General features: G+C 54.2%; 13 protein-coding genes. 7 read left to right on the forward strand and 6 right to left on the reverse strand.

From position 1 onward, the window contains the following. Positions 1-182 precede the first annotated feature (182 nt). The 4 genes from ACN0YH_RS27675 (at position 183) to ACN0YH_RS27690 (ending at position 2,983) form a co-directional block, all read left to right on the forward strand. Positions 183-803 (forward strand): DUF4272 domain-containing protein, encoded by a 621-nt coding sequence (locus tag ACN0YH_RS27675; protein ID WP_417382848.1) that lies wholly within the window; start codon positions 183-185, stop codon positions 801-803. Positions 804-978: 175 nt separating this feature from the next. Beyond that, the gene (locus ACN0YH_RS27680) at positions 979-1,533 is read left to right on the forward strand and encodes an RNA polymerase sigma factor (RefSeq protein WP_417382849.1); all 555 of its coding nucleotides are present in this window, start codon (positions 979-981) and stop codon (positions 1,531-1,533) included. Next, a complete protein-coding gene (locus ACN0YH_RS27685; protein WP_417382850.1) occupies positions 1,530-1,991 on the forward strand; it encodes a hypothetical protein in 462 nt (153 codons plus the stop codon). Before ACN0YH_RS27680 ends, ACN0YH_RS27685 begins: the two co-directional genes overlap by 4 nt. Continuing rightward, complete coding sequence (locus tag ACN0YH_RS27690; protein ID WP_417382851.1) at positions 1,991-2,983, forward strand: hypothetical protein; 993 nt, start codon at positions 1,991-1,993, stop codon at positions 2,981-2,983. The genes ACN0YH_RS27685 and ACN0YH_RS27690 overlap by 1 nt, the downstream gene beginning before the upstream one ends. A gap of 171 nt (positions 2,984-3,154) precedes the next feature. Here ACN0YH_RS27690 and ACN0YH_RS27695 read toward each other — a convergent pair whose 3' ends face one another. The 3 genes from ACN0YH_RS27695 to aroE are packed head-to-tail and all read right to left on the reverse strand — an operon-like array spanning position 3,155 to position 6,491. Next, on the reverse strand, positions 3,155-4,432 hold the full coding sequence (locus ACN0YH_RS27695) for a prepilin peptidase (protein WP_417382852.1): 1,278 nt from the start codon (positions 4,430-4,432) through the stop codon (positions 3,155-3,157). 24 nt (positions 4,433-4,456) lie between these two features. Next, positions 4,457-4,984, reverse strand: coding sequence for a shikimate kinase (locus tag ACN0YH_RS27700; RefSeq protein WP_417382853.1), 528 nt, complete (start codon positions 4,982-4,984; stop codon positions 4,457-4,459). Between the two features lie 10 nt (positions 4,985-4,994). Beyond that, positions 4,995-6,491 carry a shikimate dehydrogenase gene (gene aroE, locus ACN0YH_RS27705; protein WP_417382854.1) on the reverse strand — a complete coding sequence of 499 codons (1,497 nt, stop codon included), beginning with the start codon at positions 6,489-6,491 and terminating at the stop codon, positions 4,995-4,997. 367 nt (positions 6,492-6,858) lie between these two features. On the opposite strand from aroE, the gene ACN0YH_RS27710 reads away from it, so the two are divergent. The 3 genes from ACN0YH_RS27710 to ACN0YH_RS27720 all read left to right on the forward strand — a co-directional run bounded on the left by ACN0YH_RS27710 (position 6,859) and on the right by ACN0YH_RS27720 (position 9,054). Next, a complete protein-coding gene (locus ACN0YH_RS27710) occupies positions 6,859-7,353 on the forward strand; it encodes a cupin domain-containing protein (RefSeq protein WP_417382855.1) in 495 nt (164 codons plus the stop codon). Then, a complete protein-coding gene (locus tag ACN0YH_RS27715) occupies positions 7,331-7,903 on the forward strand; it encodes a TetR/AcrR family transcriptional regulator (RefSeq protein WP_417382856.1) in 573 nt (190 codons plus the stop codon). Before ACN0YH_RS27710 ends, ACN0YH_RS27715 begins: the two co-directional genes overlap by 23 nt. Before the next feature lie 188 nt (positions 7,904-8,091). Then, the gene (locus tag ACN0YH_RS27720) at positions 8,092-9,054 is read left to right on the forward strand and encodes a prenyltransferase/squalene oxidase repeat-containing protein (protein ID WP_417382857.1); all 963 of its coding nucleotides are present in this window, start codon (positions 8,092-8,094) and stop codon (positions 9,052-9,054) included. Between the two features lie 384 nt (positions 9,055-9,438). Here the strand turns inward: ACN0YH_RS27720 and ACN0YH_RS27725 are convergent, their stop codons facing one another. The 3 genes from ACN0YH_RS27725 to ACN0YH_RS27735 all read right to left on the reverse strand — a co-directional run bounded on the left by ACN0YH_RS27725 (position 9,439) and on the right by ACN0YH_RS27735 (position 12,410). Further along, the gene (locus tag ACN0YH_RS27725) at positions 9,439-10,074 is read right to left on the reverse strand and encodes a hypothetical protein (RefSeq protein ID WP_417382858.1); all 636 of its coding nucleotides are present in this window, start codon (positions 10,072-10,074) and stop codon (positions 9,439-9,441) included. Between the two features lie 536 nt (positions 10,075-10,610). Beyond that, entirely contained in the window at positions 10,611-11,954 is a 1,344-nt protein-coding gene (locus ACN0YH_RS27730) for a DUF1501 domain-containing protein (RefSeq protein WP_417382859.1), read from the reverse strand. Positions 11,955-12,170: 216 nt separating this feature from the next. Next, complete coding sequence (locus tag ACN0YH_RS27735; RefSeq protein WP_417382860.1) at positions 12,171-12,410, reverse strand: hypothetical protein; 240 nt, start codon at positions 12,408-12,410, stop codon at positions 12,171-12,173. Positions 12,411-12,442 lie beyond the last annotated feature (32 nt).

Genomic DNA, 12,442 nt, shown 5'->3' on the forward strand with positions numbered 1-12,442 from the left:
ATTTCGAAAAAAGAAAAAAGCCCCCAGAGAAATTGAAACACACTGATCTAAAGTAAGTGCCATTAGGCTAACGCCCTGCGGCTAATTGCTAAATCGTGGCGAAACAGAACTCTTGAAACTCTACACTGAATGAAATATGCTGATTTGGTTCACTTCGATTCTAATTATGAAACAAGGGTAATATGGTCAAAACAAAACAATGGGCCGCGTCGCTTGGTATCGACGTTGAAGACGCGCTGCCAGCCATCGCCGATTACAACGAACCCACTCCCCGTACGTCACAGGAAATCGCGATTCGGACCCTGATTCTGCATGCGATCGCTGCGACTGGCTATGGCGTCGATCCGGGACCAATTATCGAATGGCTCATCGACCAATCGATCTGGCAGTACGCCTCTCCCGCCGAACAGGCACTCATGAAATCAACCACCCCGACTGACGAAATACTCAGTGAAGCGTGCTGGCGTCAGGAGGCTCAATGGGCATTGCTCTGGGCGATCAATAAGGTCGATTCGTTGGGGTTGCCAACGCAGACCTGTGATACAGGCTCACTGGTAGATGACATTATGCCCGGACTTGGCGACTCCATCGAGCAGTTCGTGTCATCCGCACGACTGCGCCAACCCGGTGAAATTCTCGCGGAGAATGATCGTACTTACAATCTACACTGCTATGCTCGTCCTGCGATTCGCCAAGGCACCCTGCCGGATGATCTGGTTTATCCGGTTCTTTTTCAACGGTATTATGCATTCGAGTGGCTGACCGGTACTGACCTGTGGGACGGCGTGCAAACTGACACATAACAATAAAATGCACCGGAACCGTTTTCTGTTTCGCACATCAAATTCCTGCCGCCGGTATTTTTCATTGAAATCAGAATTTTTCAGGCATTTTCTGCAACCTTTCCTGAGAAAGTGGCACCACTATAGTATTCACGGTTCAATCCAGTGCCCTTCTGAATGATTGTTACTTTCAAAAATGCTCACGCCGATCGATTCCGCCGTCCTGAGAGACTTGAAGCGAGGAAACGTCTCGGCGTTCAACATTCTGGTAGCCACTTTTGAGTCACCACTGTTTCGCTTCTTCTACTGCCGGGATGGCAACTGGCATCTTGCGGAGGAACTGACTGCAGAAACGTTCGCCCAGCTCGTCACTAGTCTGTCGGGCATGCGCGGGGGAACTGAGCAACTCCGTGCTTATGTCTTTTCCACGGCGCGTCACGTGCGGTCTCGTTATCTGCGAAAATCGCCACCCCGACACACGTCGATCGATGCCAACATTGAATTGTCCTGGTCAGGAGAAACTCCTTTTGACAACCTGACCCAGGCAGAGACCGTGAAGCAGTTGCTGCGGGCCGTCAGTCAACTGGATGCCAATGTACGAACAATAATACTCCTGCGTTTCGTAGAAGGGTTTTCGATTGGCGAGATCGCCGAATCGCTCGACTTGCCTACCGGAACGATTAAGAGTCACCTCCATCGCGGCAAGTGCCGTTTGAAAGAACTTCTTCTGGAAATGGGATGTGAATTATGAATTCAGAACATGATGAATTACCGACAGAACCCAGCGATGAATCAATCCGGGAAATACTGGCTCCGTTGCAGGAGCTTCAGCCCTCTTTGGAAAAAAAGGCTGAGATTCGTCAACTGGTGGCCGCCCGATTAACAGAATCGCAAGCCAGGCAAACCAGTTTATCCACGTTACGAAACCTGACAGCACGGACGCTTGTCGCATTGGCGTGCACATTATTAACAGGGGTGGGCATCGGCTGGATGCTGCGAGGCATCGACCGGGGTCCCGATCCTGCCGTGATCGCTCAAGATGACGTCCCCGCTTCTGAAAAGCGGGAAGCAGATTCAAATAGAAGTGAAAACAGATTGCTGATCGCCGCCGATGATACCCAGCCGTCCTACTACGTAACCGAAACTTACCTATGTGGCGTCGGAATATTGAGTTCCAGTTCCGGACATCTCTTTCAGGAGAATAATTGATGAAACGCACAGCAGAAAAACTAATGACAAATGGCAAATTTTTGATGATGTTTCTATTTGGGATGAGTCTTTACCTGTCAAATTCCGGGCACGCTGAAGATGCCTCAGCTCATCGGTACTTTCATGTCCGCTCTGAAATCAGATCATGGATTCCAGGCGAGACTCTGGAGACTTACAAGTTACACTCGAATGGAAGTTGCAGCCATGGTGGCTCCGTGGGAATGGGCATTAAAACAGAGCAGGAAAGGATCAATGTGAGCATTGCCTGCGCTCGCGCCGCCCGGCAAATTGAAGTCGAAGTAGAACTCAAAACGATTCCCAATGCTAAGAATCAAAAAGCCACAGAAACCATCACCAGAAAATTTGACATGCTGGATTTACGCACGCAACGGATCGAACTTGCACAAGACAGCGATGGCAGGGTTTTCGAGTTGACGTTGATTCCGGAAGTCGTTCAGATTCAGCAAGCAAAGACGTTCAATCCTTCTGATCTCAAACTTCAGGAATGGGATTTCCGTTCTTCTCCAGTCATTCTCAACGATCAAAATTATGTGGGCCAGATGGATTTGAGTGGTGCAACCCTGGTGGGAGTCGATATTCCAGGTTACGCGACTTGTGAATTCTCTCTGATCCCCTGGCGGGACAGTAAACCAACGGGAACGCTGAAAGATGGAATTCTGAACCTCAAAGGAAAGAATATCTCCATTATGATTTCCGGCGTGCATAATGGAGTTCAACGCCAGATGCTGGAAAGAGGCCCCTACCTTGTCTGGACAAAATGGTCGGAGCCCAAGCTTTCCCTGCAGGAATCCCTGGCGATCGTAAGTCAGCAGATCAAAGTGTTACAAAAACGGCACGACGAAGGTGACGAGACCATCACCCCCGAAATTCTCCGCCGCATGAAAGAATTTACAAAATCGGGCAAGCCGATGCTGATGAGTTCTTTTGGTCGCGACCTGAAACAGAATGAAATCATTCAGCCTGAGCAGTAAGTGCTGGTCGTTTTTGGTAAGCAGTAAATCCCCTGACCGGTGGGTATAAGAAGCATGTTATCCCATCGGTCGGTTATTCAGGCTCGCTACTGGATAAAGAGCTCGCCCCCCTGCTTGTCTTGGAAATTTCTTCGTCGATGGCAATTTCACAAAAGCAGTCAGATTCAAATTTTACCGCCCGTTTTTCCATTGATGATAGTGCTGCGTTCCCCGCCCGGCACGGGTGTGTGCGTTTGTGGTCAGATCCCAGCGTCCCTGGGTTTCGTTGACGTTTTCACCCGACTGATAGGTCAACTGATCGGCGGACGTCCATTCTTCGACCCATTCTTCCTCATAATGCAGGGGGATGCCCAGCATCCATTTGACCATTTGCGTTGTCATCAGGCAGGCTCCCAGCAACAGCAGCATGACGATTGCCAGGATCGGGAGCAGTGGACCGAAGTGGCAGATGCGTTCGATGAACGGCCAGATCTTCGGCCAGCCCAGCAGTACCAGCAGCGCGCCCAGACTAAGATAAGGGCCAAACGGGATTTCGCGCGACTGTTTAAAAAAGATGGAAACAGCCACAACCCCCAGGGCACACAGAGGCGAGATCACAAACACGGTCACCGTGGCCTGCCAGCCGAGAAAGCTGCCGATCACTGCCATTAAGATCACATCGCCGAAGCCCATCGCTTCCTGGCGTAACGTCCACTGGCCGATAATTCGCACGGCCCAGACCACGCCGCCCCCCACGACCAGCCCGACCAGACTGACGGCCAGTCCGTGCAAATGCGGATACAGGGTGACCCACTGCGGCACTTTTTCGACGACGAATGCACTGCGATACTGTTCGGGAAAATAGATCCCCAGCAGGCGAACCACCGACGGTTCCTGAAACCAGACCGGCACCAGGTACAGCAGACCAAACACAAACGAACCGACAACCCCGATGAACATGGCGGGCAGCGTCGCGCCATCGGGAATGATCTTAAGATCGAAGTCAATAAACGTCGCGATCATCAACGATTCAATGAGCACCAGATGAAAAGCATACCGCAGGTTGAGCAGCATGACGGGTGTCATCCAGGAGTTCATCGCGACCGGATCGGGGGCATACAGCGTAAACAGGCCGCTCTGCTGCAGGGTCGCCTCGCCACTCAAAGGGACTTCGGCCAGGTACAGGAGCACAAAGATCACGCCATTCAACAGTTCGACCAGCGCTTCCCGTTGAGAACGTTTATAAGAGAACGTGGAGTTGGAGGAGCGTGTTAAATAAACGCCGATAACAGGAAGATGATAGCGGGACCAGAGATGCCGCAGACGACGACCGACGCGTCTCCAGGCAGGACCGACGCGTTCTTCGCGGGGAAGCTCTTCGATGCAGAGATTGACGATCCGTCCCAGGCATGTTCCCAGCAGGAACAGCAGCACGAGCAGAAAATAAGGATTGATGCCAAACGGTGTCATAGCTGTTGAAACTTTCGTCGTGCCTTACGAGGGGGAATCCAGAGCGGAAATAATCTCATCGACAATTTGTGCTACGGATTTGTCATCGGTCTGAATCATAATGGTCGCCGCTTCGCGGTACAGGGGTTCGCGCTGCTCGAGCAGATGCTGTATTTCTTCGCGTTGTGAAGTACGTGTGGTCAATGCGGGACGACGACTGCCCGTGGTGGCATCCTGATTAATCCGCTGTTCGAGTGCATCCACACTGGCATTCAGCCAGACCACCGGGCCTGCTTTGCGCATATCGGCGCGAGTCTCTGCATTCAGAATCGCCCCGCCCCCGGCAGCGATGATGAGTGCCTCCCGGCTGAGCAGGTCCTGCATGACGGCTCGTTCCAACTCGCGAAAGTGCGGTTCCCCCTTATCGGCGAAGATCTCAGCAATCGATTTTCCGGCGCGGCGTTCGATTTCGTCGTCAGCGTCGATCCAGTCTGCAGCCTGCCTGGCGGCCAGGGGTGCGGCGATGCTGCTCTTGCCGCTGCCCCGGTAGCCGATCAATGTGATTACCGTCATCGAATGCCCCTTACAGTTTTCCGACCGCGGAAATCCCTTTTCGCAGGGTGTTCCGCATGACTTCCAGCGGGGCGTCTTTACCGGTAAACATTTTATACTGGGCTGCTGCCTGGCGGACGAACATTTCGATGCCCGAAACCGTTTTGCAACCCCGCTCACGCGCCTGCTTGAGGAGCAGTGTGTTTTCCGGATTGTAAACGGTATCAAACACCAGCATTTCTTCCTGCAGGAAGTTCTGTGCGAAGGGGGTATCGTTCACGTTGGGATACATGCCGACCGCGGTGCCATTGACGAGAATGTCATAACGTCCGCTGCCCCGGTTTTCCCAGGTGGAATGATTGCAGCCCAGATCTTTCGCCAGTTGTTCTCCCCGGGTACGACTCCGATTGGAGATCGTCAGGACGCCTCCTGCAGCAACAATGCCTGCGCCAATGGCTCGCGAAACACCACCGGCGCCCAGTAACAGAACCAGTTTACCGTTGATCGGGTCAGAAGTCGCTTTGCCTTGGGGATCGAGTCCCAGTCGAATGCTGTCGAGGGCGGCATCATAGTCGGTATTGCGGGCCTGCCAGGCGTTTTTCTCGTCTTTGAAAAGCGTGTTGGCGACTCCCATTTTTTTCGAAGCGTCGTCGGCTTCATCGGCCAGTTCCAGCGCCCCGGCTTTGTGGGGAATCGTCACACTGTAACCCTGGACGTTGAGCCATTCGAATTCTTTGAGTGTTTCCCTGAGTCGATCTTTGGGAATCCGGAACGGCAGGTAAACGGCATCAAGTTTGTCATGCTTGAACGCGATGTTATGAATCAACGGGCTCAGACTGTGCGCGATGGGATCGCCGATGACGCCGTACACGGGGGTCTCGGGACCGATTTTATCGTAGCGGTAAATCCGCGACATTTCCGAGTAGGAGAGTTGCCCGGGTGCCAGTTCACGTTCGCGGCTGAAGGTAGCATACGTGAAAGGCGAACCATATTTCCCACAGAGAATGCGGCTGATCACGCCGTACTCGCCCATACAGAACCCGATGGTGGGCACCTTGGCATTCGCGACCAGTTGCAGCATGCGGACCGAGTCGCCGGGTGAATTGGCCATCGTGACCAGCTTGACGATGTCCGGGTCTTTCTCGCACATCGAAGCGTAAATCTCTTCGAGGTCGTCGGGTGTTTCATCGAAATTGTGATGACTGATAATGCGTTTGGTTTTGCCGTAGCGGGGGATCGACCCGGCGATGTCGTCTTCAATGTCAACGTATTCGACTTCGGAAACAATGGCCGTTCGCAGCAGGGCCTGCCGCTGTTCTTCGGTGCGGTTCCAGCGACCTTTGTCTTCCGGGCGACGGCAGGTGACGACCACCGGCGTCGGCCTGTCTTTGATCAGGCGGCTCACATCGGGAGCGCGGGCGATCCAGTCCAGCCGCAACTCCACCAGTTCCGCCCCTTTTTCTGCAAGGGAACGGTGTTCCATCATCACCATTTTGTGTCGGGTTCGACCGATGCTGACACAAATCATTGAATTACTTCAGCTTTCTTTAAGGAGCCGGACTGTCAGTGAACGTGATTTTTTAAGCAGGTTCCTGACAGGCAGACGAATGCACAACAGAGAGAGCGACCAGTGTACCCAATTCCTCACGCCGACTCAAACAAGTGTCTGCCTTTGAGACCCGTTTATTATAGCGAATGACGGGCAATTTCTACTGGAGTTGCCATTCCAGATAGAGGTCATTCAGAAACCGTTGCCATTTCGTCCCTCACCCCTTCCGGTTATAGGACCTGCAGGGATGGTGTCGATTTTGGAAACGGGATTGACTTAACATAACGACCGCTATATAACGATCGTTATATTAACAGTTCCAATCTGATTTCCAGGGAGAAACGAGATGAGTCAAGTGACGGAAAATGTGGTGCACGGCCAGGGATATGACTGTTTTAAAGCGGGACCGCTGGAGAGCTGGGCACGGTATCGTCTGGCGCCCCCCGATACGCCGATGGCGGCGCGGGGAAAATATTTTCTACGAAAGTATCTGAATTCCGACGGGCTGGAGATGTCCGTCAACGCGTTGCCCGCGGGTCGTGAGATGCCGTTCGTGCATCGTCACAAGGAGAACGATGAGATTTATTTCGTGATTCAGGGGCAGGGACAGTTCCAGGCGGGTGAAGACGTGTTCGACGTCTCAGAGGGATTCTTTATTCGACTTTCGCCGGAAGTGCCCCGGGTCTGGCGAAACAATTCGGAAGAACCGTTATACTATCTGGTAATTCAGTACCGCGCCGACAGCAGTGTGACCGGCACAATTCAAGACGGCGAGCATCTGGAGAATTACCCGATTGCCTGGAAAGAAGGACCCGAGGATGACGCCCCCCACGGATCGTAAAACCCGCTCCCGCAAAAACATTCTGAACGCCGCCCTGCGGATGTTTAAACGTCAGGGTTATGTCGGAAGTGGCGTGGACGGCATTATGGAAGAAGCCGGTATGACCTCGGGGGCCTTTTATGGTCACTTTGATTCGAAAACAGATGTGCTGGGCGCAGCGCTGGTGCAGTCGTTCATCGAAGACCAGGCAGCCATGAATGGGGCACTCAGTGAATGTGAATCACCGGAGCAACTGATCGAGATCATGCAGCGGTACCTGTCGAGCAAACATTGCGCGCATGTGGAGGAGGGCTGTTCGATCCCTCCTCTGCTTTCGGATCTGGGCCGCGCCGATGAGGAAACGAAGGCGCAGTTCGAAGAAGTCATCCAGTGGATGGTCGCGCAATTCGAGGGCCGCTCACAGAACGAATTCACCCGGCAGGAAATTCTCTCAACGCTGGCGCTCTGTTTTGGTGGCCTGTCCCTGGCGCGGGCCGTCAAGTCCCCTGCCCTGGCGCGACAGATTCTCTCTGCGTGCCGTAAGAATCTGCCGATTCAGAAGGAAAAGTGAATGCGGTCCTACTCAGGCGTTGTCTATCATCCTGTTATAACTGACTCCCTGTACCGTAGTTTTGACTTGGTAGAAAACAACATTTAATCGCTGGTGTCTTTCCTGCGAGCAGAATTGTATAATGGAGGGATTGCCCAGGATTGCTTTTTTCTTTCTGCTAACGCATCACTTAAGGAATGGCTTTCATCATGTTTGCATTCAGCTCGCTGCTGTTGACACTTTCCATCGGCGCACTGCCAAACGTCTCACCCACGACCGTTGAGATTCGTGAAACAGTACAGCGCAGCATTCCCTTTATCGAAGAAAAGGGGCTGTGGTGGATCGAAGAAAAAAAATGCGTCACCTGTCATCGTACAGGGAATATGGTCTGGAGCCTGCAAACCGCGAAACAGAGTGGCTTCACCGGTAGTGATCGCCTGGAGGAATGGAGGCAGTGGTCAATCGACAAATCGCTGGAAAATAATGACAAAGGGAAGATCACCGGCCTGGGCAACAAAGAAGGCGTGGCGCAGATTCTGTTGAGTCTGGATCAGACTGACAAGACTGACGAACAGAAAGAAACCCGGAACAAACTGGCGGCGATTCTACGAGAGGAACAGCTGCCCGATGGATCATGGAAGGCAGGAGGCCAGCTCCCCTTTCAGAAACGACCCGCAGCAGAGACGAACGCTGTCTCCACGATGTGGCTGACGCTGGCCCTGCTGGGTGAGGCGAAGCATGAAGCCAACACTGCGACAATTACCAATGCGCTGAAACTCATCCAGGCGAGTTCACCCGGCAAGAGTGTCGAATGGTATGCCGTCCGCTTACTGCTGGCCGTCCAGACGGGAGAAACCGAAGTGCGGGACCAGATAATAAAACAACTGCGCAGTCAGCAACACCCGGACGGCGGCTGGGGCTGGATGATCGCTGACGACAGTGATGCCCTGGGAACAGGGCTGGCTTTATACGCGCTCGTCTCGGCAGGCGTGGATCGACAAGACCCCGCCATCAAAGGAGCGCAACAGTTTCTGGTGAGCACGCAGCGCGACGATGGTTCGTGGCCGGTGCGGGGCACCAAGGAAAAAAGAAAAGCGAGCGTGCAGGAAACCGCCGTCTATTGGGGAACGACCTGGGCGGTCATCGGGCTGGTGGAGAGTCTGCCGCAGTGATACTTTTCCAGAACATCCTGATCGCTCGGCCCGGTAGATTCATTTTTCTACCACGAAAGGGATGAACCTGAACGTCTACATTGGTAGAGCGCTGGAGCGTAACCGGCGGATGGTACCGGATGTAATTCGGTGTTGGCGCAGACAACAGAAAGTGGCGGTGTGAACTTGAGCTTGTGAGGAAGTGCGCCTCATTTTAACTGCGATTGAATAAATACGTAACCCGGTTCTGGAGGAAACGCGGGATCTGCAACCTCCTGCTCGCTCCGCTCGGCCCGAATTTTATCCGGGCTCACCCATGCTTTTGCTTTCGTGCGGTTTCGTGTGTTTCGTGGTAGAAAATTCAAATTCGAAAAACTCAGCCACTTCCGTTGTGATGTGGATCAGTTACTCCTGCTTCCAGGCGGTCATGTCATCCAGCAACAGCGTGTTGCCTTTCATGATGAAGCGGTAGCCGGTTTTGTTGACGTCGAGCGAGGGATGCTGGCCTTCGACTTTTAAGCCGTTATCCAGCTGCGCGACGACTTTGTCTCCCTGCATTTCCAGTTGCAGTGTGTACCACTTACCTGGTTCGAGGGTGCGTTTAGCCCGTGCCAGCGTGATCGGTTTTGATTTGGGATCTTTCTTGTTTTTGTCGGTCCGCAGCGTCATGCCGGACTCGTCCAGGATGACGCGGAACAGGTGCCCTTTGGGATGATTCAGGCTCAGGTGAAAGAAATCAGCGTCTTTCAACTGAAACGAACAGCGGATGACGGAATTACGATGGGGCAGTTTCCAGGTCAGGACCGCCGCGTGTTTATCGGCTTTCAGTTCTTTTCCGGTCAGCACGCCGTCTGTAACCGTCCACTCTCCCCGCGCGGCTGCCCACTGTTTGCCGAGTTTCGGTTTATCGAAGGCATCGGCAGCCGTCGGTTCGCCGGTCTTGCCCAGCACGGGTTTGAGGTCCGAATTCTTCTCGGCCTGGAGCAGAGCGGGAACCAGTAAAATCAACACCAGGCAGCAGCAGGAAACAGATTTCATCATGAGCGTAACCACTTTCTTGAAGTGAGTTGATCTGAAGGGGATAAACAACCGGCTCCAGTTTAACAGCCAGATTACAACAAGGGGTAACGAAATCGAGAAAACTTTTCTGCGGATTCCGATTTCTATATAACAAGAGATGGATCTGCCTTTTCTACCAGCCTCCATTGTGGTGTGAAACTGGTTTGAACATCACCAGGCGGGCGGACACATGGGTCCGCACCCTACACGGAAGGCGTTGGGATGGTTTCCCTGGTTTGAATGCTTTCCCTGACAGTTTCCTGTTGTCTGCGACAACCCCGGATTGCATCCGGGGCTACCCGATTTTCTTTCACATTAGCCGTACGGCGTTAGTCGCGGTTTCTGCGATTTTGTCCGGCCGTGACGAGTATAGTAGCAGCCCTGTTTCGGGTTGAACGCGGCAGCGGCGACCTCCTGCTCGCTCTGCTCGGCCCGGATTTTATCCGGGCTCACCCATTTCTTACTTTCGTGTCGTTTTGTGTTTTTCGTGGTAGAAAAATCAGGAAAGCCAGGGACCGTTAAATCAACTCGTCGATCGGTTCGCGGATGTCGAGCATGTAGTGCGGGCGACCGGCGAAGTCGGGGACGGTGGTCGTCATGGGGTCGATGCCCAACTGGCGGTAGAGTGTGGCGAAAACGTTCTGATAATGCAAAGGGCGGTCCTGGGGGACTTCGCCGAGTCGATTGGTGGAGCCGATGACCTGCCCCATCCGCATGCCGCCACCGGCGAGGAGGGCACAGGAGGCTTGCGGCCAGTGATCGCGGCCCGCATTCTCGTTGATGCGGGGCGTGCGGCCGAATTCGCCCCAGGCGATGACGCTGACATCGTCCTGCAGGCCACGGTTGTGCAGATCTTCGACCAGTGCGGTGATGCCCTGATCGAGTTTATTGAGTTGCAGAGGCAGGCGGGCGAAGTTGGAATGGTGCCGATCCCAGCTGCCGAACGAGAGCGTGACACAACGGACGCCTGCTTCGACCAGGCGGCGGGCCATCAGGAACTGATCCAGCCAGTGCGGGCCGGCATCTTCCCCGAAGGCGGGTGAGTCATTGCCTCTGCCATAGCGGTCGCGGAGCGCGGGATCTTCTTTTTCCAGGTCCAGGGCTTCGACGAGTTTGCTGGAGGTAAGGACATCGAAGGCCCGCTGGGAGTAGGCGTCCAGTCCCTCGTAAGCGTTGTCGGCGGAGTTGCGGAACGCGTCAAAGCCGTTGAGCAGAGCCTTGCGATCTCGGAGTCGATCCAGCGAGATGCCCTGCAGACGCATGTTGTCCATGCCTTCGCCGGTCGGCTGCATCGGGGCGTGGGATTTCCCCAGAAAACCGGGGAAGCCCGGATTGCCGTACGGTTCGTGACGACTCGGAATACTGAGACCGACGAACGGTGGGACCGCTCGATCGACGGGGCCCTGCACTTTGGATAGGACCGAGCCGAGTGAGGGATGACCCGACTGCCGCCCTTCACCACCGATGGGCCAGCCACTCATGCAGAGATCGGACGCATGCTGATCGGGGCAGCCATGCAATGAGCGGATGATGGCGAACTTGTCCATCATGGTCGCCAGTCGTGGCATGTGTTCGCAGATCTGGATGCCGGGTACGTTGGTGTCGATGGGGCGGAATTCGCCGCGAATTTCCGAGGGGGCGTCCATCTTCAGGTCGTACATATCCTGATGCGAAGGGCCGCCGGACAGGAAGATCATGATGATGGCTTTGTGGCCCAGTGGTTTGGCGGGGGCGGCAACTTGTGCTTCGGCCTGCAGAATTTGAGGCAACGAAAGTCCGCCCAGCGCCAGGCCGCCGATCTTGAGGAACTGCCTGCGCGAGCCGTCACACTGCCGTCGTGGTGAGCCGGGGATCGAGAGCATCGTGTTCTACTCCAATAAGGGCGGGACTGTATTTCTGTCTGGCCGGTCGTTGTTGTTTCCCTGCGGACCGGCCTGGGTGAGTGGCGTCATTGTACCGGTCGTAAAACGCCTCGGCAAGCAGATTCGCCAGGCGTGAGGCAGGGAAGCGTACGATTTTTGAAAACTAAATGATGTTAAGATTTCTGATTTGAGGGAATGTCCGTCCGTGCCAAGTGATCAGGGGAAGCCCGGTTCCGGATTCGATGCGGCAGCTGCGACCTCCTGCTCGCTGTGCTTGGCCCGGATTTTATCCGGGGTCACCCATTTCTTACTTTCGTGTCGTTTTGTGTTTTTCGTGGTAGAAACATCAAATTCGAGAGGTTCATCGGTTCCCATTGCGGTGTGAAACGGGGGCGAACTTCGACAGGCGGGCGGACACTTGGGTACCGCCCCTACGGCTTGGCAGGTCGGTAACATGAAACTTTAATCTGCGATTGCCCTGACAGTTT

It is taken from the genome of Gimesia sp. (assembly GCF_048262075.1).
Taxonomy (GTDB): Bacteria; Planctomycetota; Planctomycetia; order Planctomycetales; family Planctomycetaceae; genus Gimesia.

Coding starts and splice junctions, on each gene's coding strand:
- ACN0YH_RS27725 (WP_417382858.1), bottom strand. CDS start 10,074: ATGATGAAATCTGTTTCCTGCTGCTGCCTGGTGTTGATTTTACTGGTT.
- ACN0YH_RS27715 (WP_417382856.1), top strand. CDS start 7,331: ATGACGCCCCCCACGGATCGTAAAACCCGCTCCCGCAAAAACATTCTG.
- ACN0YH_RS27690 (WP_417382851.1), top strand. CDS start 1,991: ATGAAACGCACAGCAGAAAAACTAATGACAAATGGCAAATTTTTGATG.
- ACN0YH_RS27685 (WP_417382850.1), top strand. CDS start 1,530: ATGAATTCAGAACATGATGAATTACCGACAGAACCCAGCGATGAATCA.
- ACN0YH_RS27730 (WP_417382859.1), bottom strand. CDS start 11,954: ATGCTCTCGATCCCCGGCTCACCACGACGGCAGTGTGACGGCTCGCGC.
- ACN0YH_RS27735 (WP_417382860.1), bottom strand. CDS start 12,410: ATGTTACCGACCTGCCAAGCCGTAGGGGCGGTACCCAAGTGTCCGCCC.
- ACN0YH_RS27675 (WP_417382848.1), top strand. CDS start 183: ATGGTCAAAACAAAACAATGGGCCGCGTCGCTTGGTATCGACGTTGAA.
- aroE (WP_417382854.1), bottom strand. CDS start 6,491: ATGATTTGTGTCAGCATCGGTCGAACCCGACACAAAATGGTGATGATG.
- ACN0YH_RS27720 (WP_417382857.1), top strand. CDS start 8,092: ATGTTTGCATTCAGCTCGCTGCTGTTGACACTTTCCATCGGCGCACTG.
- ACN0YH_RS27680 (WP_417382849.1), top strand. CDS start 979: ATGCTCACGCCGATCGATTCCGCCGTCCTGAGAGACTTGAAGCGAGGA.
- ACN0YH_RS27700 (WP_417382853.1), bottom strand. CDS start 4,984: ATGACGGTAATCACATTGATCGGCTACCGGGGCAGCGGCAAGAGCAGC.
- ACN0YH_RS27710 (WP_417382855.1), top strand. CDS start 6,859: ATGAGTCAAGTGACGGAAAATGTGGTGCACGGCCAGGGATATGACTGT.
- ACN0YH_RS27695 (WP_417382852.1), bottom strand. CDS start 4,432: ATGACACCGTTTGGCATCAATCCTTATTTTCTGCTCGTGCTGCTGTTC.